Source organism: Cohnella massiliensis (genome assembly GCF_900169535.1).
GTDB classification, from domain to species: Bacteria; Bacillota; Bacilli; order Paenibacillales; family Paenibacillaceae; genus Cohnella; species Cohnella algarum.
On the sequence record NZ_LT821259.1, the window covers coordinates 271,884 to 297,334 of the forward strand.

Sequence of the window (25,451 nt, forward strand, 5' to 3'; positions counted from 1 at the left end):
GGGAGGTTACCTACATGGAGAAGAAGCCTTATGAGGCCCCTGCGGTTTTGCAAGTGGTTCCCATTCGTTTCGAAACGGCATTTTCAGGTCCGATCGGCGGAATCGCGCCGTTCCAGCCGGAACGGCTTAGAGGCGTCGACTACACGATTCCGTTCCTGCCCAAGTCGGGAGATATGGGATCGCACTGATCCGGCCTGACCGGGCCGATTCGGAAAAGCGATTGAACGAGGAGGTACATGCGTTTGAAAAAACTGGTCATCACGATTGTCGCGGGGCTGCTCCTGCTGCTGCTGCCGGTCTCCGCCTTCGCGGCGGAGGGGCCCGTCATTCAGGTAAAGATCGACGGCGAAGCGATCGAATACGAAGTCCATCCCGTCTCCAAAAAGAACCGAACTTACGTTCAATTCAGGCCGACGTTCGAAGAACTCGGCATGACGGTCCAGTGGGACGCCGCGGCCCGGAAAGTGACGGCCGAGAAGGCGGGCTACAAGATCGAGCTGTTCGTCGGAAAGACGGAAGCTTATGTCAACGGCGTTTCCTTCACGCTGGAGGCCGCCCCCTTCGCCTCCGCCAACTATGTCATGGTTCCGCTTCGGTTCATCAGCGAAGCGACAGGCCGCTTTGTCAGCTGGAACCAAAGCGAGAAGCTGATCAATATCGTGACGACGGATCTTTCCCAATTCGTCGACGCCTTTAACGGCGGCAAATTCACCTACGTCGGCGAACAGAAGGACGGTCTATGGGAAGGAAAGGGAAGGCTGGTCTATCCGAACGGAATGACCTTCTACGAAGGCGACTTCGCAAAAGGCAAGTTGGAAGGCCAAGGGAAGTACTTCGACGACAAAGGCTTCGTCGTATACGAGGGCGGCTGGAAAAACAACTTGATGGACGGCTCCGGCAAGTGGTACTACGGGGACGGAACGTTGAAATACGAAGGCGAATATAAAGCGGGCAAAAGGGAAGGGAAAGGAACGTTCATTTGGCGGGAAGAGGAGGCCGAAGCCGTTAGCAATCCCTTGGCCGAGGACGAAGCGAAAACGGGAGACAATACGTACACCGGCTCGTTTGCGAACGACAAGTTTTCGGGACAGGGGACGATCGTTTGGGCGGACGGCTCGACGTACACCGGTTCTTTCCTGGACGGAATGATCCATGGAACAGGCGAGTACGTATGGCCCGACAAGTGGAAGTACGTCGGCGAGTTCGCGTTCGGCGCTCGCAGCGGATCCGGCGTTGTCTACGACGAGAACGGGCAGGAAGTTTACCGCGGCCAATTCAAAAACAACGAGTATGCGCAATAGAGGGAATCAACGAATTAACGAATAAAAATATGATACAGATTGACGCAATAAGATGTTGACCGGCGGACATCGCAAGCAGAGCGAATTCGCGAGCGGCCTTGAACTCAAGGCGCGCTCCGCCTCATCGCTTCATGCTGCGATGTCCGCGGTTTTTCCATTTGAACGAATCCAGAGTCAGGTGACCGAAAATGCTGCACGAAGAGAAACGGATCGAGGTTTGCAAGCGGTTTCTCGAACTTCACGGATGGATCGACATCCGATCGCGCGGCTACAGCATGTTCCCGTACATTCGGGAGGGCGACTCGTGCCGTTTTTTGGCCCTGGAGAAGGCGGACCGGTCCGCCTGCCGGCCCGGAGACGTGCTGCTGTTCGCGACCGGGGACGGCCGGCTGATCGGGCATCGGCTGCATCGCGTCGAAAGGGCGGAACATGCCTATCGCTATCGGTTGAAAGGGGACACGAATCTTCAATACGACGAACCGATCGAAGACGGGCAAATTTTGGGCAAGCTCGTTTGGATTCGCCGCGGCCGCCGCATCAGGAAGGCGAGCGGCTTCTTCGCGTTCGTTTGGAGTTGGTCGATGGTCCGGTTTCCTATCCTTTCTTGGCCGCTGAGAAAAGCGGCTCTTTTGGCATCCCGAAAAAGCGCCGTTTAATTCCCCGCGTTTTTCCCCTCCCGCCCCTCCTTTTCGCATGCGATTTCGTTGCGATTCCGATCGCCGACCGCGTTTGGCGACGTTTATTCCCGAAAAAACGACAATTTCGCTCGATTTTTCTTGACAAATTTCGCTCTCCTCGTTACCCTTTCTTTGATACAGTTAGTATCGCGGATCATGCGGGGACAAAAGGAGAGAAGGTCCATGAAGCAAGGGGTTCGGTTTTTTTGCGTGCGGTGCAATCAGTCTTTGCCCAAGGAGTCGGCCCATCGGCTGTTTTTGACCGGATTTTACAAAATTCACGTTCCGCTCGGCGTTTGCCTGAGCTGCGAGGCGGTCGAACGCGCCAAAAGGGGTGAGGAGCTCGCTTCCGGAGAAAGCTGAAACCGACGATTAGCCCCGAGGCCAGTCGCGAAACTTAGCCCTAAGGCTAGTGACGGTCGGGCATAAATGAACTATTTTAAATAGGTGCTATCGATTTCGCATGCAGGAAAATGGAGGGGAAACGATGTCTCAGGAACCAGTCGTCCGGCTGCAGGAAGTGACCAAGCGCATCGGCGGCCGCACGATCATCGACCGGGTTTCGCTCGACGTGTATCCGGGAGAAGTGTTCGGCTTTCTCGGTCCGAACGGGTCGGGCAAGACGACGACGATCCGCATGATGGTCGGATTGATTTCGATTACCGGCGGGGATATCTCGATTGCGGGACACAGCGTAAAATCGTCCTGGCAGCAAGCCGTCTCCAAGGTCGGCGCCATCGTGGAAAATCCGGAGATGTACAAATTTTTGACCGGGTATCAAAATCTGGTGCACTTCGCCCGCATGAATCCGGGCGTCACCAAGGCGCGGATCGACGAAGTGATCGAATTGGTCGGCCTCAAAAACCGGATTCACGACAAGGTGAAAAAATATTCGCTGGGCATGCGGCAGCGCCTCGGCGTAGCGCAGGCGATCCTGCACCGTCCTTCGCTGCTGATCCTCGACGAGCCGACGAACGGTCTGGATCCGGCGGGCATCCGGGAGCTGCGCGATTATTTGCGCGTGCTGGCCCGGGAAGAAGGAACATCCGTGTTCGTCTCGAGCCATCTGCTTTCGGAGATGGAGCTGATGTGCGACCGGGTCGCCATTTTGCAGCAGGGCAAAATTTTGGACATCCGTTCCATCGGAGGAGCTTCCGGAGCGTCCGGAGCGGCGGAAGACGTGCTGTTCGAGGTCGATCATCCCGATGCGGCGCTCGGCGTTCTCGAAGGCCAGGGCGCGGGAACGATCGTCGACGGGTTGCTTAGCGTAACGGCGGACAAAAGCATGGTCGCGGCCGTCAACCGCCGCTTGGTGGAAGCGGGGATCAACGTCTACGGCATCCGCAAGAAAACGAAATCGCTGGAGGACCAATTCCTCGAGGTGACGGGGAGTGATTCGATTGGCTAATTTCTGGAAACTCGTGCAAAATGAAAACATGAAAATTTACCGGCGACCCCGGACGTGGATCATGATGGCCTTCATCGTGCTGACGCCGCTGCTGATGAGCGCCCTGATCGCGTTCATGGACGGCACCGAAGGCTATACGAACTGGGATATGATGATGGTGGAAACGTCGGTCGTCTTCCAGCTGATCACCATTTTCGCAGTCGTCAAGGGAGCCGATTCCGTCGCCGGAGAGTTCACGTGGGGAACGATCAAGCTGCTGCTGATTCGCCCGTGGAGCCGCTCGGCCATCCTGCTCTCGAAATTTATTTCGCTTGTGCTGTTCGCCCTGCTGTTCAGCGCGCTTTGCTTTGTCGCGACGTTTGTCATCAACGCGGCGATCTTCGGATACGAAGCATCCCCGGCGGGATTCATTCCCGAATCGTCGCCGCTGGCGGGCGGGTCTCCGTGGGCGTACGCGGCAACGGGATATTTGCTGTTGTTCATTACCCAGCTCGTGATTTTGACGTTCGGATTCATGCTGTCCGCGGCTTTCCGCAGCAGCGGGCTGGCGATCGGCTTGTCGATTTTCCTGCTGCTGTCGGGCAGCATGCTCAGCGGCCTGCTGTCGTTGACGGACAAACCCTGGGTCAAGTTCGTGCTGTTCCCGCATCTGCAGTTGACGAATTATTTGGACGGGGGCAACGGGCCGCTGCCGAATCACCCGACAACGTTCGGCTTCTCGCTCGCCGTGCTGGCCGTTTACTTCGTCATTTTCAACCTGATTTCCTGGACCGTGTTCCGCAAACGCGACGTGGCGGGCTAAGGAAAGCCATTCGTTCCGGCCGTCCCTTCGGGCAGGCAATCGCCGCCGAACGGGACGGCTTTTTCGCGTTGGCTTCGTCGGCGGTCAGACCGCCTTTTTGTCCCGTTTGCCCGACGATTCCGCCGATGGGTCCGCTTGCGGCCCGGCCGGCGCCGAAACCGCGGGCTGAAGGCGGGCGGCGGCGCCTTCGGACGGCTCCATTCGAACGGTTCCGTTGAAGCAGCCGCCCTCGTGCACGATAAGCAGGGCCGTCTGCGCATTGCCGTCCAAATGCCCGCCGGGAAGTATGGTCAGCTTGCCGCTCGACCAAACGTCGCCGAACACTTTGCCGGCAATGGTGACGTCGCGGGCCAGAATGCTGCAGCGGGCGATGCCCGTTTTTCCGATGACCACGTTTCCTTCGCTTTCGAGTTCGCCCCGAAATTCGCCTTCGATGCGCAGGCCGGTCGGCGTCTTGAGCGCGCCTTCCGCTTCGGTGCCCGCACCGATCAACGTATCGGCGGCGCCCTTCGGGCTTTTGGACTTATTGAGCATGGCCGTCAATCCTCCTTTGCGATATAGGGCAGCGGATTGACCGCCTCGCCGTCCTCGACCACCTGAAAATGCAAGTGCGGCCCGGTGCTCCTTCCCGTGTTGCCGAGCCGGCCGATCTGCTCGCCCTGCCGTACGGCATCCCCCTGCTTCACTTCGATTTCGTCCAAATGCAAATACCACGATTCGATTTCGCCGCCGTGGGCGAGGATAATATAATGGCCGCGGGAGCCGTCTTCGCCCGTTTCTTTTACGGTGCCGCTCCCCGAGGCGTAGACGGGATCTCCGATTTCCCCGGAAATATCGACGCCGGCATGCAACGCGGATTTTCCCGTAAACGGATCCTTGCGGTACCCGAAGCCGGACGATAGCCGCTTCGAATCGGTCGGCCACGCGGAAGGAGAAAACGAGGTTTCGTCCGGTTCCGAGGTTTCGTCCGGCGGCCGATCGGAACCGGCCGCGGCGGCGGCGTCCTCGAGCGACAGCTTGGCGACGGGAGCGCCGCCGGCTGCAGCGGCCGAGGAGGCCCCGCTGTCGCGCCGATCGAAGGCCGCGTCCGGCCGCGGCGTTTCGCTCCGCAGCCGCATGGAAGCCTTTGCGGCGGCGGCTTCGCCGGCCAGGCGGTCCAGCTCCCGCTTCAGCAGGGCGAGTTCCTTTTCCTTGGCCGCGAGCGCGGACGACAGCGCGCCGGCTTCCTCGGCATGCTTGCCTTCGAGCGCCCGCAGGCGAAGCTCCGAGCGGGCCTCGAGGGCGATCAGAGAGCCGGCTGCGGCCAAAACGGCCGCGGCCGGCAGCAGAAGCATCGTCCTGCGGGAAAGATGATATTGTTTGGCCGAACGGCTCGGTTCCGGAATGACGAGCAGCGACCATTTGACGTTTTTTTTACGCTTGGCCATTTCCTCTCCTTTCCAGACCGAAGATTTGGGGGATTTGCCGATTTGAGCGCTCTATTGCTATTTATTCTTGCAAGGTTATGAACATACCTGAAGTTTTTGTTCGAAAAGGCCGACGAAGGCCGGCCAGGCCCGAGTCCAAGCTATGCGAGCGGAGCGCTTTAGGGGGGGCGAGCCGAATAGGGAGCCGGATGGGGTTGGCTGTGCGTTTTGCCGCTCCTGTTCGCACTGCAGTCGGCGACGCCGTTCTGTGCTTGAATATCGCCGGCCTCGCGTTCTATTATTTTGCGGCCCGCGATTATCGCAGGAGGATTTCGTCCGGGATTTGCGGGACAGCCGCGAAGTCGATCCGGAAACGTTTCGACGCGGTTCGCGGCCCGGGCGCTTGCGCGAATGCTGTCGCCTTTGCTGCGCGCGGCGCGAATCGCTGGCGGCTCGGGCTACAACGTGGAAAGCGACTGAAGCACGCGCCCGAGCGGCTGGGGCTTGCAGCGGCCGATCAAGTCGCCGACCGTCTCCAGCCGCCGCACGATATTGCCCAGGTGGAAGTCCCCGGGCTTCACGTCCCGGCGGACTTCGTCGCGGGTGAGCGGCGTCGATACGGGCGCGCCCGGACGCGCTCTGGGCGTGTACGGAACGGGCAGCGTGCGCCCGGGATGGTGCTGCAAGTAATCGAGATAAATCAACGTGCCGCGGTCTTTTTTCATGCGGGCGACCGTGAACATGTTCGGCTTCATGGCGGTTAAATATTCCGACACGAATTTGCCGAAAGCCCGCAGCTCGTCGAACGTCGGGCCGGGCTCGATCGGCATGACGACCTGCACGCCCGTCGCTCCCGACGTCTTCGCGACCGCTTCGAGTCCGAGCCTGGACAGCATGTCCAGCACGGCGTCCGTCGCTTCCATAAGGCGCGGCTCCTCCTCGACGGACGGATCGATATCGAGCATCCAACGGTCGGGCAGCTCCTCGCCGATCCGCTCGCACGACACGTGGAATTCGAGGCTGTACAAGCTGCCGAGCCAGACGAGCGTCGGCAGCGAATCGAGCACGATGTACTCGATCGATCCGTTTTTGGCCGTGCGGACGAACGGCGGCGCGGGGCGCGGGCAATTTTTTTGATAAAAGGACGTCTCGCCGGCGATGCCTTCCGGATACCGGATCGTCGTCAAATATCGTCCCTGGCTGTGCGGGAGCAAATACGGCGAGAGGCGGGCCAGCGTTTGAACATAGTCAAGCTTGGTAATGCCGGACTCCGGCCATAGCAGCTTGTCGGGGTGGGAAACGTTCAGTTCGTCCTTGCCCATCGTTAACGTAACGTTTTGCGGCATCGCTTTCTCCTCGTCTGTCCGGCGGATTGTCGGCAACCGGCCTTTTCCGAAAATATACGCCAAAATCGGCCGTTTTATCCGCCGGAACATTTTCGCCGGCATGCACAAGCGGCGTTTTGCCTGCATAAACCGAACATAGCGGGAGCAAGGACGCGGCTTTGCCGGATGACGGAGCTTCGCGTTTTTCCTTCCGAACGTTTTCGAAAATGAGGTGAACGCCTTGAGCAATCCGCTGACCGCCGCCGTATTGCTTCTGCTTGTGTTCTGGACGGGAACGGCTCTGTTCATCGCCGTGCATCCGGAATGGTTCCGGAGCTGGGTGCATCGCTTGAGAGGAACGAAGGAGCCCGAAGGAAGAACGTACCTGCCTTATCGGATCGGAGCCCTCGTTTGCGGAATTGCGGGCTTTTTGGGGTTGTCGTGGATTGGGTGAAAATCGAAAGCCGGATTTCGATGCCGATGGCGAAGCGGACGAACGGATTCGGTTAAGCCGACATGAAAAAAAAGGCTGCGCCCCGCCTCATGCGGCTGCGCAGCCTTTTGCTTTCGTCGCGGCGATTAGCCGATAAACATTTGGACCCATACGCCGTTGTAGTAAGCGACCCCGATCTTCGTGAAGTTTTGGCCGAGGATGTTCGCTTTATGGCCGGAGCTGTTCATCCAGGCGTTCATGACTTCCGCGGGCGTTCTTTGGCCCTTCGCGATGTTCTCGCCCGCGTAGTTGAACGACACGCCAAACTGCTTCATCATGTCGAACGGAGAGCCGTACGTCGGCGAAGTATGGCTGAAGTAGTTTTTATTGTACATGTCCTTGGCTTTGGCAAGAGCGACTTCCGACAGCTTGCTGTCCATCGCAAGCGCGCCGAGGCCGGCTTTCGCCCGCTCCGCGTTCACCAGCTTGGCGACTTCCGCGGCGTATTGCGATGTTTGGACGGTCGAGCCCGAGCCCGGGTTCGTGGTGCCCGGATTCGTCGTGCCGGAGCCGTTGCTGCCGGAACCGGCGTTGCCCGAGCCCGCGCTGCCGGAGCCGGCATTGCCCGCACCCGATCCGGCGCTGCCGTTCGATCCGCCGCTCGCATTGCCGGAGCCGGCGTTCGAGCCGGAATTGCCGTTGTCGGCGGACGGCGCGGACGGAGCCGTCGGCTTCGTCACGGTGCCTTGCGACAGGCCTTGCTTGATTTGGTCGAGCAAGCTGTCCAGATCGATGCCGTTAAGCAGACCGTTCAAATCGGAACTATTGATCGTATATTTGAAAGTATGCACGCTCACGTCGGCATTGGATGCTGCGGATGCAGCGCCGGCCGGCAGCGACAAGGCCGTAACCAGAGCGCCGGAAAGAGCCAGAGTACCCCAACGTTTGCTTCCCTTCTTGAACAAAAAGCATTCCTCCCTTTGTTTTGCCTGCGAGGTTAGCTGACGGGTTCGGGTCAAAGAGCGCCCCTGCCGCAATAGCTTCGATTAGCGGCTTCACCCCGAAAACTTGGTTCCCCCGCGTCTGCTCTGCAGACTTTGGCTTTGGAACGCTTAACATTCTATCAATCTTCCGACTCTATTTCATTCTATAAATAATGGTATGGAAGCGCAGGAAAAATAAGACGCCGCGTACAAAATGGCGTCCCGGATAGCCGCTGAGGGCGAAAAATTCGGGCACATTGGCCGGATGGCGGGGCGAGCGAGGCGATGAGGGCGAAAAATTCGGGCGCATCGCCGGATCGCGGGGCAGCGAGCACAGCGACATTTGATTGAGCGTGACCCCGGGTACGGATGCGTCATCCGAAATAACGGTCGCGAGAGACCGTTATTCGAGGAATTTCCCGAACTGCGGGCAAATAGCGGCCCCTGGAGGCCGCTATTATGTCAGAGCGAGGCAGTAAACGGCATCCACCTTTCGGGAGAACTCGGCGAGCAGCGTCAGCCATACGCCCGCTTACGGAGCCGTCTCCTTCGTTTTGCGCCCACGGGCCGTCCGCCGCTTCGGGGCCGCCGGAGCTTCCCCATCCTTCGCTGCCCCTTTGTCCGCCGGAACGGACTTCACCGCTTCCAGGCTCGCTTGCAGCGCCGACATCAAATCGATGACATTGGTTCTCTCGGCGGCCGGCGCGGTGACGACGTCCACGCCTTTGCCCGCGACTTTGCGTTCGATCGCCTCAAGCATCGCCACCCGATAATCGTCCGTATATTTGGTCGGCTCGAAAGGCGCGGACAGCTGCTCGATGAGCATTTTCGCCATATCGAGCTCCCGGTCGTTCACGTTCGCTTGCTGCGGCAAATTCGGAACGGCCTGGAGCGACCGGATTTCGTCCGGGTAGAACATCGTTTCCATGCAAATGCAGTTATCCACCGCCCGGATGGCGGCGAGGCTGCTTTTGCTCCGAATGGCCACTTTGGCGATGCCGATCCGTCCCGAATCCCGCATCGCTTCAAGCAGCAGGCTGTAGGCTCCCGCGCCGGCCTGATCGGGCGACAAATAGTACGTTTTTTGAAAATAAAGCGGATCGATTTCTTCCAGGGCGACAAAATCCAAAATTTTGATCGTTCGCGTATTTTCCGGCTTTACGGCCTCCAGCTCCTCGTTTTCGAACAGCACGAAATGCCCTTTCTCATATTCGTAGCCCCGAACGATTTCTTCCCATTCGGCCGGACGGTCGCAATGGGGGCAGCTGCGCGTATACGAGATGGGAGTCCCGCACTCCTTATGGATATATCTGAGGTGAATGTCCTTATCTTCGGTTGCCGTAAACATTTTCACCGGGACGTGAACGAGGCCAAAGCTGATGGCTCCTTTCCACACGGTATGCATCGCGATTTCACTCCCATCCGAAACGTTTTTGATTTTGTTATCCTCCCCGCGTTTGCATCAAATCAAACCCCTCGGGGGAACTTAAAGCAAGTTTTTATTGTTTCGCTCAAGGAGGGGAAAAGGACATGGCGGAAAATCCGCAGCAAACCGATTCCATTTACGAAGGCAAGGACGAATACGACATGGATGTCGACCGAATGATCAACGAAGGGCTCGGCGGCGGGCAAGTGACGGTCCACAACGGACTGATCGAGGAAACGACGACCGACACGATGGAGGAGGACAGACCCTGATGGACGTCAAGCGGGCGAAGCAAATTTACGAATCCGAAGACATGTTTGCCGTGCAATTGGGCGGAAAATCGGTATGGATCGAAAATGTCGACGTCGCGAACGAAATGGCGACCGTGCGGGTCGGATCCGACCCGCTCAATACGCTGACGGTATCGGTGGAACGGCTGGAAGAGGGCCGGCCGTAACGTCGGGCTTTTGAAAGCGGTCTTTCCGAATGGTATGATAAGGAAGAGCAATCTTTCAATCTTCATTACCATGCGGAAGGAGAATTCACTATGTCGTACGATATCGTCATTATCGGCGGAGGTCCCGCGGGGGCGAGCGCGGCCATTTTCACGTCCAAAGCGGGGAAAAAAACGCTCGTCATCGACAACGATCAAAGCGTAACGAGACGGGCATGGCTGGAAAACCACTACGGAGCCGCGAACATTAACGGGCCCGATCTGGTCGAAACCGGCAAAAAGCAGGCGGCGCAGCACGGAACCGAATTCGTCACGGACAAAGCGGTAAAAATAACCGCCGGCGACGGCTTCATCGCCGTCGAGACCGAGGGCGGAGCTTCGTACGAAGGGCAGCACGTCATCGTAGCGACCGGCATGTTCGCCGATCTCGCGGAGGCGAGCGGCATTCGCACGAAGCCCGGCACCGAGCCCCGCATCAAGACGATTATCGATGCCACTCCCGAGGGGAAAACCAGCCTCGACAACGTCTGGGCGGCGGGAACCGTTGCGGGCGCGAGCATGCATACGATCATTACGGCGGGGGACGGGGCCAAAGTCGCGATCAACGTGATCAGCGAAATGAACGGCGAGCGTTATGTCGACCACGACGTGATGAAGCAAGCGTAAATTCGATCTTTCCGCTTTCGCGAAACCAGGGACACGAGTCTCTGGTTTTTTCTTTTTTCGTTCCAATTCAACCCGGCCGAATCGCCTAACTTTGGGGTTTGATTTTTAACCATAAGCGTTTTAAGATTTAGGCATACAAACGAATATTGTAGGAGCTGCGCCTATGCAACACGATACCGGACACTACAATGATTTCTTGGTGCTGTTCTCCATAACGATCGCGCTCGTTTTTTCTTTTATTTCATTGAACATCCTCCATCTTTTTATCAAAAGGGGAAAAAATAAAGGCCTTCTGCTGTCGGCGTCTTCCCTCGTCATGGGCAAGGCTATTTGGTTCACGCATTATACGGGCATGCGCGCCCTTCATATCGATTTTCCCGTCGCGTATTGCGTGTCTTCCTCGATTTTATCCTTCGCCTTGTCCGTTTTCTCCTCCTATTGGGCGATGCATATCTTGACGAAAAAAGAGATCCGCCGGCGGCATCTGGCGATCGGCGGCCTGCAGATCGGGTTCAATATCCTCGTCCTCCATTACATCAGCTTTTCCGCGATGAAAATGCCGAAGGAAATCGAATACGAGCCGCTTTCGATCGCGATTTCCGCGCTTTTCGCCTTCGGCATTTCGTATATGGCCGTACGCGTTTTGTTCCGCGCGCGTTATCCCGGCGGCATCCCGATCCAGTCCCGTATATTAGGGGCGGTTCTGCTCGGTCTTGCAATCATTGCGACCCATTACGTTTCCATGGCCGGAGCCCGCTTCGTGCCGGAGGACGGTTCCTGGCCGGGACCGGCCGTTCTTCATGAGCGGCAAACGGCGATCGGGATCGGCGCCAGCGTTTTATTCGTCGTTGCGGCCGGTTGGACGAGCATGTTTCTCGACAAGCGGCATGCGCTTAAAAAAGCCGCCGAACACGAAAGCCGCTTCGTCTCCCTGTTCGAAAATTCGCCGGTCATGGTCGTCTGTTACGATCCTCTCGTTCAACGCGTCGTTCATGTCAATTCGGCCGTGATCGAGAGACTCGGCTTTTCGGAGGAAGATTTCTCGGGGATCGATCCGGTCAAGCTCGTGAACGACGCCCAGGAGCGGATGGAGCTGGAATTGAGATCGAGCCTGGCTCTCCGCCTGTCCGAGCCCCAGCAAGTGGAATTCCATCTGGTCAACCGGTTCGGGAACGAGATGCTGGTTTCCGGTACCTTTTTCCCGTTGATCCAGGAAAATCGGCTGCTTTTGTACGCTGCGGGAAGAGACATTACCGAGGAGCGGGCGACCGAGCTGGAACTGGTTCGGGCAAAGCGGGAGGCCGAAGTCGCGCGCGCCGCCAAAAACCGGTTTCTGGCCGCCATGAGCCACGAAATTCGAACGCCGCTGACGGGAATCGTCGGCATCAACGAGCTGCTGCAGAACTCGCCGATCAACGAAAGCCAGCGCGAGCTGTTGCGTTTCCAGGAGAAAAGCAGCCAGGCCCTGCTTCGCATCATGAGCGACATTCTCGATTTCTCCCGGATCGAGGCCGGCGGCATCGGCCTGCAAAATTCGGATTTCCACCTTGGCGCCTGCGTCGAGGAATGTTTGAACCTGTTTGCGGTCAACGCCATGCAAAAAGGGATCCGGCTGGAAAGCGCGATCGACGGGACGATCCCCGACCGGTTGTACGGCGACCGGGTAAGATTGCGGCAAATTCTCGTCAACCTGATCGGCAACGCCGTCAAATTCACGGATCATGGCTTCGTTCGCGCCGAGGCCGTTCGGGTCGAAAGCCTGAAATCCAACTCCGGCATGCTCACGATCGTCAAATTTTCGATTGCGGATACGGGAATCGGAATCCCCCCCTCCAAACGGGAGCTGTTGTTCCTTCCTTTCTCCCAAGTGGATTCCTCCATGGCGAGAAATTACGACGGAGCGGGACTGGGACTGGCCATTTGCAAAAATCTCGTCGAGCTGATGGGCGGCGACATCTGGATGGAAGAAGGCCGGAATGGGGGGAGCGTTTTTCACATCCAAATTCCGTTCCAATCCGATATCGCTTAAGCCGGCCAAGCGCCCGGAAGTAGTACCCAGGGGGGATGCGCAGGCCCGCGGTTTGGAGGATAGTAAAAAGAAAAGCGAAAAAGCGTACCGCCGCTTCGCTGGAAGGGAAGGCGTCCGTTGCGCGTAAAGGTTGTCATCTGTCTTGCGTTCGTTGCGGCATGGATCGGCGTCATTTTCTTTTTTTCCTCGCAAAGCCGAGACGAGCAAAATTTTATCCCCTATCTTCAAAAGCATTGGTCCGCGGAATCGCTCTCGCGGTCCCTGCCGGACCTTCCGATCGAATTCTGGGAGTCGAAACGTACGTCTGCCGGCAACCCTTACTCATGGCTCGAGTTTCTTGTTCGCAAAGCCGCCCATCTCGGCATCTACTTTTTTCTGGCCGTGCTCGTCCGGCTCGCGCTGCGGCGCGTGCGCTCGTTCCCGCAGCGCGCGGTATATTGCTTGTTTGCCGTCATGCTTGTCGCGGCGGCGGACGAGCTGAACCAGCAGTATACTCCCGGCCGAACGTCGCTCGTATCCGATATTTGGATCGATTTGGCCGGAGGGGCGCTGGGGCTGGCGGTTTTCGAAATGCTGGCCCGCTGGTTCGGACCGAAGGGCGGCCTTGCCCGCGAACGAAGGAGCGGACCGGATTCGCGGCATACGGGAGCTTAAGCGTTCGTAATCTCTCTCTCCCGCGCCGTTTGCGCTTGGCCGAAATCTTTGCAACTTCCGGCCCGCACCGATATAATAAGGACAATTATAAACCGGGGGTCGCAGACGCATGAGCGATAGGGACGACACGGAAGAACGGGATCGGAAGGGAATCTCGTTTGTTTGGGAAGCGCGGTCCGAAGAAGAGACCGCAAGCTTCGCGAGGCGGCTTGCCGAATTGTCCGAACCGCAAACCGTGCTCGCTTTGGACGGGGATCTGGGGGCCGGCAAGACGAAGTTCGCGCAAGCGTTCGCGGACGGCCTTGGCGTGCGGGAAATCGTCAGCAGCCCGACGTTTACGATCATTAAGGAATACGAAAGCGGCCGGCTGCCTTTTTATCATATGGACGTCTACCGGATATCCCCGGAGGAGGCGGACGAGCTCGGCCTGGACGAATATTTCGAGGGACAAGGCGTGTCCCTGGTGGAATGGGCCTCGCTGATCGAGCCGCTGCTTCCGCATGAGCGGTTGCATATCCGGCTGGAGACGACCGGTCCGGCTTCCCGCCGGATTACGGCCGAACCGCGGGGCGCAAAGCATGCGGCCTGGTGCCGGGAGCTCGGCATGGTTCCGTCCGGGGAATGACCGGCGGGATTTTCGTTTCGGCTCGGGGGTCGGGCTGGGTTTTCGTTTCGGCTCGGTCGGAACGGGATCGGAAAATGGAGGAGGAACCGCTTCAGTGAACTTGCAGAACCAGGCGGCGCCCATGACGGTGCTGTCTTTCGATACGTCTACGGCGGTGCTTGCGGCCGCGATCACAAGGGGCGGGGCCGTTCTCGATTCCTCCCTTTCATTTACGGAGCGCAATCACGCGGTGCGGATCGTCTCCGAACTGAAAGAACTGCTGGAAAGAAACGGCCTGTCCCGGAACGAAGTTGACGCGATCGCGGCAGGGCAAGGTCCCGGTTCGTATACGGGAGTGCGCATTGCCGTGACGGCCGCCAAGACGCTGGCCTGGACGTGGAATAAGCCGCTCGTCGGAATCTCCAGCCTGGAAGCGCTGGCGTTCGGCGCCTGGAAGGAAATCGGGCCGAACAACGGCGGCGGCGAAGCCTGGATCGTTCCGCTTATGGACGGCCGGAGGGGACAAGCTTATGGCGCGCGGTTCGCGGCGCTTCCGGACGGGAGCTGGCGGCGGACGGAGGAGGACGGCATCCGTTTGTTCGGGCCGTGGCTCGACAAGCTGAAGCAGGCTGCGGAGGAGCTCCCGGGCGGGGAGCGGCCGTCCTCGATCGTTTTCGTCGGGCAAACCGAACCGTTCGCGGAGCTCGTCGCTGCCGCAGCGGGCGCGCTGGCCGACGCGGGCATTTCGATCGAAGCCGTCCCTTTCGGCATGGATGCCGGCGCCGTCGGCTTGCTCGCCGAACGGCGAATTCGCGGCGGAGAAAAGGACGAACCCCATGCGTTCGTCCCCAATTATACGCAATTGGCGGAGGCGGAAGCCAAGCTGCTGGCGGCGCAGAAGGAGCGTAAAGCGTAATGCGGAATAACGGTAGGCCGGAGCCGGGAGAATTCCGGTTTCGCGCCATGACGATCGAAGATATCGGGACGATCGTGGAGATCGAGCAGGAGACGTTCGCCGCTCCGTGGACCGAGGAAGCGTTCCGCAACGAGCTGACCTCCAACATGTTCGCCAAGTACATGGTCATGGAAAAATCGGGGACGGTGCTCGGGTACGGCGGCATGTGGGTCATCGTGGACGAAGCGCACGTGACCAATATCGCGATTCGCGAGCAATATCAGGGGCAAGGTCACGGCAAGCGGCTGCTTCGGGAATTGATGAAAACCGCGCACTGGTTCGGAGCGCAGCGGATGACGCTCGAGGTGCGGGTTTCGAACGAACGCGCGCAGCGGCTGTACCGCCAGTTCGGATTCGCTCCTTCCGGCATCCGTCCGGGCTATTATTCGGACAACCGGGAGGACGCGTTGATTATGTGGGCGGACCTCGTTCCCGAAATATGGGACGGAGAACGGACCGCCGGGACGTCGGAAGGAGAAGCGCAATGAGCCGGCCTTATCATCTGCTCGCTATCGAGACAAGCTGCGACGAGACGTCCGCGGCCGTTTTGCGCGGCGGCCGCGAGGCGCTCTCCAACGTCGTGTCCAGCCAGATCGACACCCATCGCCGCTTCGGCGGAGTCGTGCCGGAAATCGCCTCGCGCAAGCACGTGGAGAGCATTACGCTTATGATCGAGCAGGCGGTGGAGGAGGCGGGCATCGCGCTTTCCGACATCGATGCGGTCGCCGTCACGCAAGGACCGGGCCTCGTCGGAGCGCTGCTCGTCGGGGTCGTCGCCGCCAAAAGCCTGGCGATGGCGCTGGACGTGCCGCTGATCGGCACGCATCATATCGCCGGTCATATTTACGCCAATCGGCTTATCGGCGAGATCGAATACCCGGCGCTGGCGCTCGTCGTGTCGGGCGGCCACACCGAGCTCGTGCTGCTGGAGCGCGAGGGAAGCTTCCGCATTGTCGGCCGCACGCGGGACGACGCCGTCGGCGAGGCCTACGACAAGGTGGCCCGCGCGCTGTCGTTCCCGTACCCGGGCGGGCCTTACGTCGACCGCCTGGCGGCAAGCGCCGAGCGGGAAATCGAGCTGCCGCGGGCCTGGCTGGAGGCGGACTCGTACGATTTCAGCTTCAGCGGGCTGAAATCCGCGGTGCTCGCCGAAATCAACCGCAGCAGGATGAAGGGCGAGGAACCGGACGGCGCTGCGCTGGCCAGGGGATTCCAGGCGTCGGTCATCGACGTCGTGACGACGAAAGCGATGCGGGCCGCCGCCGAATTCGGCGTCCGCCAAATGCTGCTGTGCGGCGGCGTGGCGGCCAACCGCGGGCTGCGCAGCCGGCTCGGCGAGCTGTGCGCGGAGGCGGGCCTGCCGCTGCTCGTTCCGCCGCTGTCGCTGTGCAGCGACAACGCCGCGATGATCGGCGCGGCCGCCGATTTGAAATGGCGGCGGGGCGAGTTCACCTCGCTCGACATGCAGGCCGAGCCGCAGCTGTCGCTGGAGGCCTGGTCGGTCGGCGGAGGCGGGGAAGCCCGGTAAGCCCGGCTTGCAGAAACGGGGACCGGCCATATAACGAGGCCGTTTGGGACCGCAATTTTGCCGCTCTCCGATTTATTCGGGGAATAACGGTCCGAATCGAAAAGACCGCAATTTTTAGGGAGGCCCAGGTTGGATTTTGTCCAATCAAGGAAGCGGAAAACGAAGAAACCGCAGTCTAGAGTGGATTTTATCCAATGAGGAACATGGAATTTGGGCGAAAACGCCGAAAAAGCCTTGCCAGATTGGACAAAATCCAACGAAGCCGAAAATTTTCGCGAAAAAGCCGATTTTCGTTGGATGAAATCCAACCAGGCTGCATCGAACCGTTCGGTATCCCGCTCAATCCCGCTCAATCCCGCTCAGCCGCTCAATCCCGCCAAAAGAACCTTCCGTTTTCGGAACAAGGAGGTCCGCCTTTCCAAGGAAACCGCCAAGCGTTTTTCTTATGTCTCCGCCGTACTTTCCGCTTACCGCCGCTTTTTCTCGAATCCGGAAATTTTTCGCCCTCATCGGCACTCCCGGCGCGCCAATTTCCAATTTCCGCCGCGCTCCCCGCATTCAAGTGTTCCCCTCCCTGCGATTGGGCAATATAAAACCAAACGTTAACCGGACGAGAGGGGCTGCCCATGACGCTGACACCGGAACAAAGAGTGACGCTGCACGGCTTCAACAATTTGACCAAGTCGCTGAGCTTTAACATGTACGACATCTGCTACACGAAAACGAAGGAAGAGCGAGAAGCCTACATCGAATACATCGACGAGCAATACAATTCGGAGCGGCTGACGGGCATTTTAAAATCCGTAACCGACATTATCGGCGCCCACGTGCTCAACATCGCCAGGCAGGATTACGTTCCGCAAGGGGCGAGCGTGACCGTTCTGATCTCGGAGGGGCCCGTCGACGAGGCGCCGGACGAATCGTTCGACGCCTCGCCCGGTCCGCTGCCGGCCGCGGTCGTCATGTCGCTGGACAAAAGCCATATCACCGTTCATACGTACCCGGAATATCACCCGGAAAAAGGAATCAGCACGTTCCGCGCCGACATCGACGTATCCACGTGCGGGGAGATTTCGCCGCTTAAGGCGCTCAATTACTTAATCCACTCGTTCGATACCGACATCATGACGATCGATTACCGGGTGCGGGGCTTTACGAGGGATATCAAAGGCCGAAAGCTGTTTATCGACCACGATATCGGCTCCATTCAGGATTACATCCCGGAAAACGTCAAAGCCGATTTTCACATGATCGACGTCAACGTGTACCAGGAGCACATTTTTCATACGAAGTGCAAGCTGCGCCAATTCGACCTGAACAACTATTTGTTCGGCTATACGAAGGAGAAGCTCGACGAGGACGAGCAGCAACAAATCGCGGAGCAGCTTCAGCAGGAGATGGACGAAATTTTTTACGGCAAAAACATGAAGCGGGGCTCCCCGGAAAAAGACGGCGGAAACGAAAATTGACGGATCGATCGAGTTTCCGTTCGGCAGGCATGTTTCGCGGACCGGCGGAATAGGATAGAAGACAGCCTGTCCGGGAAAGGGGGACACGTCGTGTCCGATTCGAAAGCCGAAACGCGCCGCCTCATCTCCGCCAAATTTCCGCTCGAGCTCGGCACCCTTGCCGGGTTCGCGTTCCTGCTCCTGATGTCGCTGGGCAATTTGCTTCGCGAAGAGCCGGCGGGGACCCGCCTGTACGCGAACGCGGCCTTCGCCTGCTGCTGTCTGTTCGCGCTTTTTTACCTGTTTTTGAGAAGAGTCAAAGGGAGGGCCGAACTGGCCCTATTCCCCGGGACGGTCGAGGTGAACGGAATGGCGCTGGACCCCGGGGCCATCGGGCAAATCCGCATTCACGGCCGCATTGTGGGCATCGTGCCGGCGGGCCGCCGGATCGCGCCGGTGCGGCTGTGCCTCGATATCCCGGACGCGAGGGATCGCAACTCGCTCGTCGTTTGGGCGGCGCGGCACGATATCGTCATCCGCAAAGGCCGTTTTTTCAAGTGGATTTGAGCGTCGCGCCCGCCGACCGGAACATTTTTCGAAAAGCGAATTGACAGAACATTCCGAGGAGAATATAATAAAAGCCAATTCCACAACGAACAAACGCGAGGAACAGGATCAGTAAGGCTTACACCCCGAATCAGAGAGCTGCGGGACGGTGCGACGCAGCAGACGGGCAGCCCGAACTCGCCTGGGAGCGGATCGGCGGAACGATGCGGCAGCGAATGCGGCATCCGCGTACGTCGTTACGGTTAACCCCCGTAACCGGGTGCGGCAGAGGCGATGAACTTTTTTCGCGCTGTCGCGTAAAGCGGACCTTCCCTCCCGGGTTGCAGGGTGAGGGATCGTCAACAAGAGTGGTACCGCGGAAGGCCGATCGGCCCGCCGTCTCTTAACGGAGACGGCGGGCTTTTATATTTTTGAGCGGCCCGTCCGGAACCATTCGCAGATCACGAATAAATAATAGCTAACGCGATGAACGGGAGCAGTAGGACGACACCCCGGAAACAGAGAGCTGCGGGACGGTGCGACGCAGTCGAAGGGAATCCGAAACTCGCCCGGGAGCGGAGCGGCGGAACGCACGGCAAGGCGGGTGCGCGTACGTCGTTACGGCCGGCCCCCGATACAGGGCGCTCGCCGGGTTCGCCATTCGGATGGCGGGCGCCGGCGCATAAGGGGGAGCGCGGCTTGCCGTCCGAACGGCAAGCGGCTCCAAGCGGAGTGGTACCGCGGCGGCTGAAAACGGCCCGTCGTCTCTTGCAGAACAAGAGGCGGCGGGCTTTTTGCCGTCTCGAAAATCGGGTCGGGCGGCACCGGAAGTGGAACCGGGCTGCACCGTTTTGCGAATGCGAGCAAGCATCGATGCCAAAGTCAAACGACAACGCCGTTTCCCTTTATTTCGCCAACAGATCAGGGAGGTTATCCATATGAAAAAGCAAATTAAAATTTTCGATACGACGCTGCGCGACGGAGAGCAAGCCCCGGGCGCATCGCTGAGACCGGAGCAAAAAATCGTTATCGCCAGACAATTGGCGCGCGCGGGCGTCGATACGATCGAACCGGGCTTCGCCATTTCCAGTCCCGGCGAGTTCCAGGCGATTCAGCAAATTTCCCGCGAGCTGCAGGAGGTTGAAATTTGCGGTTTCGCCCGCTGCGTGAAGGCCGATATCGACGCCGCCGTCGCCGCCACGCAGGATGCGGCCCGCCGCCGGCTGCACCTGTTCATATCGGCTTCGCAAATTCATTTGGAGCATCAGCTGCGCAAATCCGAAGACGAGGTCATCGCCTTGATGCGGGAGATGATCGCATACGGCAAGCAATCCGTGGAGCAGATCGAGTTTTCCCCGATGGACGCCTCGCGCGCCAGCGAGGAGTTTCTGTACCGGATGGTCGAGGCCGCCATCGAAGAAGGAGCGACGATCATCAACATTCCGGACACGATGGGGTACGCGCTGCCGGAGGAATTCGGCCCGTTGTTCTCGCGGATTCGGCAAAACGTTCGCGGAGGCGACAGCGTCGTCTACAGCACGCACTGCCATAACGATTTGGGGCTGGCGGTCGCCAACAGCCTGGCGGCCATCCGCCACGGCGTGACGCAAATCGAGGTGAGCGTCAACGGCGTCGGCGAGCGGGCCGGCAACTGTTCGCTGGAGGAGCTGGTCATGGTCATCGAAACGCGCGGCGAGGCGCTCGGGCTTGCGACGAACATCCGCTCCTCGGAAATATTCGAGACGTCGCGGATGGTCAGCCGGGCGATGCATTTTCCGATCGCGTTCAACAAGCCGATCGTCGGCCGCAACGCCTTCCAGCATGAGTCCGGCATCCATCAGGACGGCCTGCTGAAAAACCGGAACACGTACGAGATCATGGATCCGGAAGCGATGGGCATTCCGCGCAGCATGATCATTCTGGGCAAGCATTCCGGCCGGCACGCGCTCAAGCATCGCGCTTCCGAATACGGCATCAAGCTGCAGGACCGCGAGCTGGACGAAGTGTACGAACGGTTCAAGGCGAAGGCGGACGAGACGAAGGTCGTCACGGACGACGTGCTTCTGCAATTGATCGGCGAATCGACCGAACAGTCCGTCGAGCCTTACGCATTGACGGAGCTGCAGGTGCTGGCGGGCTCCAATCGTTCTCGGATCGCCTCCGTCACGATCCGGACCGCGGCGGACGAAGCCGAACGGACGTATACGGGAGCGGGGGAAGGGCCGCTCGAAGCGGTCATCGGCTGCATCCGCGAGGCGATGCCGGTCGACGCCCAATTCGAGGATTTGGAGCTGCACTCGTTGTCTACGGGCGAAGACGCCTTCGGAGAGGCCGTCGTGACGGTCGTGTTCCAGGGCAAGCGGTACCGGGGCACGGCGATTCACCGCGATATCATTTTCGCGGCGGCCAGAGCCTACGTGTCGGCATGCAACAGCGCCATCATGGCTGCGCGCGCGGCGCAGGGCCCGGGCAAGCAGGCCGCCGCCGGTCAATAACGGGCTTTCGTTCGCACCGCAAGGATGCGGCAGCGAGAGCATGACGGGAACCCGGCGACAAAGAGCGCCGCGGCGAATCCCGTCGGACAACAAAGGTAAATCGAGAGGTCGTCACGGGTGTGGACAAAGTTGTCCACACCCGTTGTGCATATTGTGGGTAAAACGGCGAAACCGTTGGGGGACTTCGGGTTGCGTTTCGATGAAACGGGGATTACTTTTTCACAGGCGATCTGTGGATTTTGTGGACAATGTGGATAAAATCGGGGATATTAATATTCCAATGATGTTGGGTTTACAAAAAGGCGTCCAGATCGCCAAAAAAAGCGCATGAGGCCCGTTTCCGATCGGATGTGCGATTATTTAAAAGCTGTGGATAACCCTTTGGGGTGATAAAAAGTAAGTAAGTCAAAACGACGAGATTAGATCCGGCCATTTTGCGTTCTTACGCAACGGTTCTTCTTCCCCTATAATCGGTTTTACAAACCGGCAAACATAGGAGCTGAGAACAATGAACCAAGCGTATCGGCCGATTTTCGATTCTTTTGCCTTCAAATCCGGCGTCAGGCTGAAAAGCCGGGTTGTGATGGCCCCCATGACGCATATGAGCTCGAACGCGGACGGATCGATTTCCGAGGAGGAAATTCGCTATTACTCCCGCAGGGCCCGGAGCGCGGGCATGGTCATTACTGCCGCGACTTACGTATCGGCGGAAGGCGGACTGTTCGGCGGTCCCGGCGCGGACCGGGACGAGCTGATTCCAGGGTTGGGCAAACTCGCGGCGGCGATCCGTGCTAAAGGAGCGGCGGCGGTGCTGCAAATTTTTCACGGGGGCAGACAAAATTCAAGGACGGGCGAATTCGTAAGCAGCGGGACGATCCCGGAGGACAAGGAAGGCGCGGCCATCCCGCGCGCGCTGGCCGAGACGGAAATGGACAGAATCGTGCGCGCGTATGCCGAAGCGGCGGGACGGGCCGTCGAAGCGGGGTTTGACGGCGTTGAAATTCACGGCGGGAACGGAAATTTGCTGCAGCAGTTTTTTTCGCCGTATACGAACAGGCGAACGGACTCTTTCGGCGGCAGCCTTGAAAACCGGATGAAGCTCGCATTGACCGTTGTGGATGAAGTGCTCCGGACGGTTCGCGGGAAGGCGAAAAAGCCGTTTATCGTCGGTTTCCGGCTTTCTCCGGAGGAGCCGGAGACGCCGGGCGTCACGATGGCGGATACGCTTGCTTTCATCGACGCGCTTTCGGCTGCGGGGCTCGATTACCTTCACGTCTCCGTGAAAGACTTCCGGTCCGTCCCTAGACGCGGCGTCGAGGATCGCCGCTCCCGGCTCGCGATCATTCAGGAGCGCGTCGGCTCGCGTTTGGCCGTTATCGGCGTGGGAAGCATTCATACGCCGGAAGACGCCCTCGAAGCGTTGCGGTCCGGCATTCCCCTGATCGCCCTCGGCCGGGAACTGATCATGGAGCCGGATTGGAGCGAGCTGATCAGGCAAGGGCGGGAAGAAAAGATTCGAACGGCGCTGTCGCTGAAGAACAGGGAGGAGTTATGCATTCCCGATCCGCTGCTGGAATTGCTGACGAGCGTTCCGGGCTGGATCCCGCTGGATCCGGATCGGGTTCAGGCTTGAAGGGGCGGAGAGGACGAAACGATCGCAGCTGCGCGGGCGCCCGAGCTTCTTAAGGAGCGGCGTCCCGCGTCTCGGCCGCATGACCCTTCGCTCCCCATTTTTCCATCTCCTTCAGCGCCAGTTGAAAATCGCTTCCTTTCTCGGTCAGCGAATATTCGACGGTTACCGGGACGGTCGGAAATACTTGACGGCGCACCAGCCCGTTATGTTCCAAATGGCGCAGGGTGTCCGTCAACGACTGGGTTTTGACAATGGATATGTTCCGTTTCAACTGATTGAAGCGCTGCGGCCCTTCGAGCAGTTCGTCCAGCACCAAAAACGCCCATTTGGCTCCAAGGATGCGCAGGACTTCGCAAATGCTCGATTCCTCGCGTTCGTCAGGCCCTTCCGCGGTTTTTTCGTTTTTCATGCGGACACCTCGCTCGTGCGGCTTATTCGTTTGCCGATATCGCATCAAAAGATGCATGACCGAAACAATCGCCGGCCGGGCGATGCCGGCCAGACGGAAGCCATGCGTCCGCTGACGATTACTCCATCAATTGCTCCCAGACGGCATAGGCGGCCTCGAGTTCCTCGCGGAGCTTCTGGACGGCCGTCTGAATCTCTCTTAGCTTCACGTAATCGGTAAACACGGCTTCCGTGGCCATCTCTTCCTCGAAAGCGGCAATTTCCGTCTCCAGCCGCTCGATGTCGGCTTCCGCCTGCTCGCGCTTGCGCTGCCGCGAACGTTCCTCGCGTTTTGCCCGTTTGTCCGCTTCGTAGTCGCTCGCGGGAGTCGAGGCGGCGGCGCCGGACGGAGCCTTTTCCGCTTGTTTGTCCCATTCTTCCATTTCCTGCTGCTTGCCGAGCATGTCGTCGTAATTGCCCAGGAAATGTCGGACGCCGTCGGGATGCAGGTCGACAATCCGGTCGGCGAGGCGGTTGATGAAGTAGCGGTCGTGGGAGACGAACAGAAGCGTTCCCTCGTATTCTTCCAGGGCCGCTTCCAGCACCTCGCGGCTCCACAGGTCCAAGTGGTTCGTCGGTTCGTCCAATACGAGCACGTTCGCCTTGCGCAGCATCAGCTTGGAAAGCGCGACCCGGGCTTTTTCCCCGCCGCTGAGCGATCCTACCGATTTCTTTACGTCGTCGCCGCTGAACAGGAAGTTGCCGAGCACGGTCCGGATTTCCGCTTCCGGAAGCTGGGAGTAGGCGCTCCACACCTCCTCCAGCACCGTGTTGGCCGGGTTCAGCTGGCGCTGCTCCTGGTCGTAGTAGCCGAGCATGACGCCCGTCCCCCAACGGACGGTTCCGCCTCGCAGCTCCAGCTCCCCGACGAGCGCGCGCAGCAGCGTCGATTTGCCGACGCCGTTCGGGCCCAGCACGGCGATCCGCTCTCCGCGCTTGACTTCAAAGGAGACTTGGCGGAACAAAGGACCGAGCTCCGCGGCGGGAGCGGCCGAGACGTCGGATACTTGCAGCACGTCCTTGCCGGTCCGCCTCTCGGTCGTAAAGGAAAAGCTGGCCTGCTTCAGGTGGCCGGGCTTTTCGAGCCGTTCGATCCGCTCCATCGCGTTGCGCCGGCTTTGCGCGCGGCGGGTGGTCGACGCTCGGGCCAAATTTTTCTGAATGAATTCTTCCATCCGGGACAATTCCTTGCGCTGCTGTTCGTACAGCTTGACACGCTGCGCGAAGTCGGCTTCCTTAAGCTCCATGAAACGGGAATAATTGCCGGTATAACGGGTCGCCGAATGGCGTTCGATTTCGATAATGGACGTGACCGTCGCGTCCAGGAAGTAACGGTCGTGGGAGACGATGACCATCGCTCCGGCATAGGTGCGAAGATACTGCTCCAGCCAGCTCAGCGTTTTGATGTCGAGATGGTTCGTCGGTTCGTCCAGCAGCAGCAGATCCGGCTGCACGACGAGCAGCCTCGCAAGCGCGAGCCGCGTGCGCTGGCCGCCGCTCAGCGCGGAAACCGGCGTTTCCGGCGGGAAATCGCCGAAGCCCATGCCGTGCAGGACGCTGCGGATGCGGTTGTTCATCTCGAAGCCGCCCGCCTCGCGGAAACGGTCGCTCCGTTCCGCGTACTGGCCGAGCAGCGCTTCGTACCGGGCGGCGTCCCGCTGCTCGGCCGGATCCGAAATTCGCCGCTCCAATTCGCGCAGCTCCCGTTCCTGCTCGATCAGCGGCCCGAACGCGGCGTGCATGACCTGCTGGAGCGTCATCTGCTCGTCGAAGCGGCTGTTTTGCGCCAAATAGCCGATGCGCAGCTCGCGCGGTTTGGACACGGAGCCGGAATCCGCCGAATCCTCTCCCGCCAGAATGCGCAGGAAGGTCGATTTGCCGGCGCCGTTGACGCCGACGAGACCGATGCGGTCGCGCTCGTTGATTTGAATGCCGACTCCGTTCAGCACGGGAGTCGTGCCATAAAATTTCGTAATGCCCGATGCTTGCAAAAGCAAGAGGAATCCCTCCGACTCGTCTGTTGTTGCGGTAACTCAGGTTTTCTCAAGTGTATCGCAAATCGGCGGCAACGTCCAAGGGCGGAAGGCGGCTCCATAGGAAAACCGGTAACGAAACTTGATTGGACAAAATTCAACAAAGCTTTCCCGAGCGGCGAAAAATCTTGTCAAGATGCCCGCCATGTCTGCACGCAGTAGCTCGCTGAACGCGCCGGTTCTCCTTTCATCGCTTTG

28 protein-coding genes and 1 riboswitch are annotated in these 25,451 nt (G+C 59.3%); of the genes, 21 read left to right on the top strand and 7 right to left on the bottom strand.

All coding sequences use genetic code 11. The annotated features are described in order from the left end of the window. Positions 1-14 precede the first annotated feature (14 nt). The 6 genes from B7E11_RS29610 (at position 15) to B7E11_RS15130 (ending at position 4,188) form a co-directional block, all read left to right on the top strand. Positions 15-188: a hypothetical protein gene (locus B7E11_RS29610; protein WP_176220773.1), complete on the top strand. Its 174-nt coding sequence runs from the start codon at positions 15-17 to the stop codon at positions 186-188. A gap of 54 nt (positions 189-242) precedes the next feature. Continuing rightward, positions 243-1,301: a copper amine oxidase N-terminal domain-containing protein gene (locus tag B7E11_RS15110; protein WP_176220774.1), complete on the top strand. Its 1,059-nt coding sequence runs from the start codon at positions 243-245 to the stop codon at positions 1,299-1,301. Between the two features lie 188 nt (positions 1,302-1,489). Next, positions 1,490-1,957 carry a S24/S26 family peptidase gene (locus B7E11_RS15115; protein ID WP_080836093.1) on the top strand — a complete coding sequence of 156 codons (468 nt, stop codon included), beginning with the start codon at positions 1,490-1,492 and terminating at the stop codon, positions 1,955-1,957. 204 nt (positions 1,958-2,161) lie between these two features. Then, positions 2,162-2,341 carry a hypothetical protein gene (locus B7E11_RS15120; RefSeq protein WP_080836095.1) on the top strand — a complete coding sequence of 60 codons (180 nt, stop codon included), beginning with the start codon at positions 2,162-2,164 and terminating at the stop codon, positions 2,339-2,341. A gap of 124 nt (positions 2,342-2,465) precedes the next feature. Beyond that, positions 2,466-3,386, top strand: a complete 921-nt coding sequence (locus B7E11_RS15125) for an ABC transporter ATP-binding protein (protein WP_080836096.1) — start codon at positions 2,466-2,468, stop codon at positions 3,384-3,386. After that, positions 3,379-4,188 carry an ABC transporter permease gene (locus B7E11_RS15130; RefSeq protein ID WP_080836097.1) on the top strand — a complete coding sequence of 270 codons (810 nt, stop codon included), beginning with the start codon at positions 3,379-3,381 and terminating at the stop codon, positions 4,186-4,188. Before B7E11_RS15125 ends, B7E11_RS15130 begins: the two co-directional genes overlap by 8 nt. 84 nt (positions 4,189-4,272) lie before the next feature. Here the strand turns inward: B7E11_RS15130 and B7E11_RS15135 are convergent, their stop codons facing one another. From B7E11_RS15135 to ligD, 3 genes are all read right to left on the bottom strand, one after another. Next, entirely contained in the window at positions 4,273-4,722 is a 450-nt protein-coding gene (locus B7E11_RS15135) for a bactofilin family protein (RefSeq protein ID WP_080836099.1), read from the bottom strand. A 5-nt stretch (positions 4,723-4,727) separates the two neighbouring features. Then, a complete protein-coding gene (locus B7E11_RS29030; RefSeq protein WP_139787214.1) occupies positions 4,728-5,615 on the bottom strand; it encodes a M23 family metallopeptidase in 888 nt (295 codons plus the stop codon). 437 nt (positions 5,616-6,052) lie between these two features. Continuing rightward, positions 6,053-6,940, bottom strand: a complete 888-nt coding sequence (gene ligD / locus B7E11_RS15145; protein ID WP_080840841.1) for a non-homologous end-joining DNA ligase — start codon at positions 6,938-6,940, stop codon at positions 6,053-6,055. 220 nt (positions 6,941-7,160) lie between these two features. Between ligD and B7E11_RS15150 the strand changes: the two genes are divergently transcribed. Next, positions 7,161-7,373 (top strand): hypothetical protein, encoded by a 213-nt coding sequence (locus B7E11_RS15150; protein ID WP_080836100.1) that lies wholly within the window; start codon positions 7,161-7,163, stop codon positions 7,371-7,373. 125 nt (positions 7,374-7,498) lie between these two features. Here B7E11_RS15150 and B7E11_RS15155 read toward each other — a convergent pair whose 3' ends face one another. Beyond that, positions 7,499-8,317, bottom strand: a complete 819-nt coding sequence (locus B7E11_RS15155) for a CAP domain-containing protein (protein WP_240353129.1) — start codon at positions 8,315-8,317, stop codon at positions 7,499-7,501. A gap of 6 nt (positions 8,318-8,323) precedes the next feature. Further along, positions 8,324-8,465: riboswitch (cyclic di-AMP (ydaO/yuaA leader) on the bottom strand. 402 nt (positions 8,466-8,867) lie between these two features. Further along, a complete protein-coding gene (gene ku, locus B7E11_RS15160) occupies positions 8,868-9,740 on the bottom strand; it encodes a non-homologous end joining protein Ku (RefSeq protein WP_080836103.1) in 873 nt (290 codons plus the stop codon). Between the two features lie 125 nt (positions 9,741-9,865). On the opposite strand from ku, the gene B7E11_RS29615 reads away from it, so the two are divergent. From B7E11_RS29615 to B7E11_RS15225, 14 genes are all read left to right on the top strand, one after another. After that, positions 9,866-10,033 (top strand): hypothetical protein, encoded by a 168-nt coding sequence (locus B7E11_RS29615; RefSeq protein ID WP_176220775.1) that lies wholly within the window; start codon positions 9,866-9,868, stop codon positions 10,031-10,033. Then, positions 10,033-10,218, top strand: a complete 186-nt coding sequence (locus B7E11_RS15165; protein ID WP_080836105.1) for an H-type small acid-soluble spore protein — start codon at positions 10,033-10,035, stop codon at positions 10,216-10,218. Before B7E11_RS29615 ends, B7E11_RS15165 begins: the two co-directional genes overlap by 1 nt. 90 nt (positions 10,219-10,308) lie before the next feature. Then, on the top strand, positions 10,309-10,881 hold the full coding sequence (locus B7E11_RS15170) for an FAD-dependent oxidoreductase (RefSeq protein ID WP_080836107.1): 573 nt from the start codon (positions 10,309-10,311) through the stop codon (positions 10,879-10,881). 163 nt (positions 10,882-11,044) lie between these two features. Further along, on the top strand, positions 11,045-12,910 hold the full coding sequence (locus B7E11_RS15175; protein ID WP_080836109.1) for a sensor histidine kinase: 1,866 nt from the start codon (positions 11,045-11,047) through the stop codon (positions 12,908-12,910). 117 nt (positions 12,911-13,027) lie between these two features. Further along, positions 13,028-13,564, top strand: coding sequence for a VanZ family protein (locus B7E11_RS15180; protein WP_080836111.1), 537 nt, complete (start codon positions 13,028-13,030; stop codon positions 13,562-13,564). Positions 13,565-13,673: 109 nt separating this feature from the next. Beyond that, complete coding sequence (gene tsaE / locus B7E11_RS15185) at positions 13,674-14,189, top strand: tRNA (adenosine(37)-N6)-threonylcarbamoyltransferase complex ATPase subunit type 1 TsaE (RefSeq protein WP_080836113.1); 516 nt, start codon at positions 13,674-13,676, stop codon at positions 14,187-14,189. Positions 14,190-14,283: 94 nt separating this feature from the next. After that, entirely contained in the window at positions 14,284-15,084 is an 801-nt protein-coding gene (gene tsaB / locus B7E11_RS15190) for a tRNA (adenosine(37)-N6)-threonylcarbamoyltransferase complex dimerization subunit type 1 TsaB (RefSeq protein WP_245809739.1), read from the top strand. Then, the gene (rimI, locus tag B7E11_RS15195; RefSeq protein ID WP_080836115.1) at positions 15,084-15,611 is read left to right on the top strand and encodes a ribosomal protein S18-alanine N-acetyltransferase; all 528 of its coding nucleotides are present in this window, start codon (positions 15,084-15,086) and stop codon (positions 15,609-15,611) included. Before tsaB ends, rimI begins: the two co-directional genes overlap by 1 nt. Continuing rightward, positions 15,608-16,651: a tRNA (adenosine(37)-N6)-threonylcarbamoyltransferase complex transferase subunit TsaD gene (gene tsaD, locus B7E11_RS15200; protein WP_080836118.1), complete on the top strand. Its 1,044-nt coding sequence runs from the start codon at positions 15,608-15,610 to the stop codon at positions 16,649-16,651. The genes rimI and tsaD overlap by 4 nt, the downstream gene beginning before the upstream one ends. Before the next feature lie 210 nt (positions 16,652-16,861). Continuing rightward, positions 16,862-17,257 (top strand): hypothetical protein, encoded by a 396-nt coding sequence (locus tag B7E11_RS29035; RefSeq protein WP_139787215.1) that lies wholly within the window; start codon positions 16,862-16,864, stop codon positions 17,255-17,257. A gap of 20 nt (positions 17,258-17,277) precedes the next feature. Beyond that, complete coding sequence (gene speD, locus B7E11_RS15210; RefSeq protein WP_080836125.1) at positions 17,278-18,120, top strand: adenosylmethionine decarboxylase; 843 nt, start codon at positions 17,278-17,280, stop codon at positions 18,118-18,120. Between the two features lie 90 nt (positions 18,121-18,210). Next, positions 18,211-18,666: a hypothetical protein gene (locus B7E11_RS15215; RefSeq protein ID WP_080836126.1), complete on the top strand. Its 456-nt coding sequence runs from the start codon at positions 18,211-18,213 to the stop codon at positions 18,664-18,666. A gap of 917 nt (positions 18,667-19,583) precedes the next feature. After that, complete coding sequence (locus B7E11_RS15220; protein ID WP_080836127.1) at positions 19,584-21,140, top strand: 2-isopropylmalate synthase; 1,557 nt, start codon at positions 19,584-19,586, stop codon at positions 21,138-21,140. Positions 21,141-21,648: 508 nt separating this feature from the next. Further along, positions 21,649-22,773 carry an NADH-dependent flavin oxidoreductase gene (locus tag B7E11_RS15225; RefSeq protein WP_080836129.1) on the top strand — a complete coding sequence of 375 codons (1,125 nt, stop codon included), beginning with the start codon at positions 21,649-21,651 and terminating at the stop codon, positions 22,771-22,773. 49 nt (positions 22,774-22,822) lie between these two features. Here B7E11_RS15225 and B7E11_RS15230 read toward each other — a convergent pair whose 3' ends face one another. Further along, complete coding sequence (locus tag B7E11_RS15230) at positions 22,823-23,182, bottom strand: winged helix-turn-helix transcriptional regulator (protein ID WP_080836130.1); 360 nt, start codon at positions 23,180-23,182, stop codon at positions 22,823-22,825. Between the two features lie 118 nt (positions 23,183-23,300). Then, positions 23,301-25,217 (bottom strand): ABC-F family ATP-binding cassette domain-containing protein, encoded by a 1,917-nt coding sequence (locus B7E11_RS15235; protein ID WP_080836133.1) that lies wholly within the window; start codon positions 25,215-25,217, stop codon positions 23,301-23,303. Between the last annotated feature and the right edge of the window lie 234 nt (positions 25,218-25,451).

What these genes read in the sequence shown, in the direction of transcription:
- B7E11_RS29610 (WP_176220773.1), top strand. Translation starts at nt 15, where the DNA reads ATGGAGAAGAAGCCTTATGAGGCCCCTGCGGTTTTGCAAGTGGTTCCC.
- B7E11_RS15115 (WP_080836093.1), top strand. Translation starts at nt 1,490, where the DNA reads ATGCTGCACGAAGAGAAACGGATCGAGGTTTGCAAGCGGTTTCTCGAA.
- B7E11_RS15120 (WP_080836095.1), top strand. Translation starts at nt 2,162, where the DNA reads ATGAAGCAAGGGGTTCGGTTTTTTTGCGTGCGGTGCAATCAGTCTTTG.
- B7E11_RS15125 (WP_080836096.1), top strand. Translation starts at nt 2,466, where the DNA reads ATGTCTCAGGAACCAGTCGTCCGGCTGCAGGAAGTGACCAAGCGCATC.
- B7E11_RS15135 (WP_080836099.1), bottom strand. Translation starts at nt 4,722, where the DNA reads ATGCTCAATAAGTCCAAAAGCCCGAAGGGCGCCGCCGATACGTTGATC.
- B7E11_RS29030 (WP_139787214.1), bottom strand. Translation starts at nt 5,615, where the DNA reads ATGGCCAAGCGTAAAAAAAACGTCAAATGGTCGCTGCTCGTCATTCCG.
- ligD (WP_080840841.1), bottom strand. Translation starts at nt 6,940, where the DNA reads ATGCCGCAAAACGTTACGTTAACGATGGGCAAGGACGAACTGAACGTT.
- ku (WP_080836103.1), bottom strand. Translation starts at nt 9,740, where the DNA reads ATGCATACCGTGTGGAAAGGAGCCATCAGCTTTGGCCTCGTTCACGTC.
- B7E11_RS29615 (WP_176220775.1), top strand. Translation starts at nt 9,866, where the DNA reads ATGGCGGAAAATCCGCAGCAAACCGATTCCATTTACGAAGGCAAGGAC.
- B7E11_RS15165 (WP_080836105.1), top strand. Translation starts at nt 10,033, where the DNA reads ATGGACGTCAAGCGGGCGAAGCAAATTTACGAATCCGAAGACATGTTT.
- B7E11_RS15170 (WP_080836107.1), top strand. Translation starts at nt 10,309, where the DNA reads ATGTCGTACGATATCGTCATTATCGGCGGAGGTCCCGCGGGGGCGAGC.
- B7E11_RS15175 (WP_080836109.1), top strand. Translation starts at nt 11,045, where the DNA reads ATGCAACACGATACCGGACACTACAATGATTTCTTGGTGCTGTTCTCC.
- tsaE (WP_080836113.1), top strand. Translation starts at nt 13,674, where the DNA reads ATGAGCGATAGGGACGACACGGAAGAACGGGATCGGAAGGGAATCTCG.
- rimI (WP_080836115.1), top strand. Translation starts at nt 15,084, where the DNA reads ATGCGGAATAACGGTAGGCCGGAGCCGGGAGAATTCCGGTTTCGCGCC.
- tsaD (WP_080836118.1), top strand. Translation starts at nt 15,608, where the DNA reads ATGAGCCGGCCTTATCATCTGCTCGCTATCGAGACAAGCTGCGACGAG.
- speD (WP_080836125.1), top strand. Translation starts at nt 17,278, where the DNA reads ATGACGCTGACACCGGAACAAAGAGTGACGCTGCACGGCTTCAACAAT.
- B7E11_RS15220 (WP_080836127.1), top strand. Translation starts at nt 19,584, where the DNA reads ATGAAAAAGCAAATTAAAATTTTCGATACGACGCTGCGCGACGGAGAG.
- B7E11_RS15225 (WP_080836129.1), top strand. Translation starts at nt 21,649, where the DNA reads ATGAACCAAGCGTATCGGCCGATTTTCGATTCTTTTGCCTTCAAATCC.
- B7E11_RS15230 (WP_080836130.1), bottom strand. Translation starts at nt 23,182, where the DNA reads ATGAAAAACGAAAAAACCGCGGAAGGGCCTGACGAACGCGAGGAATCG.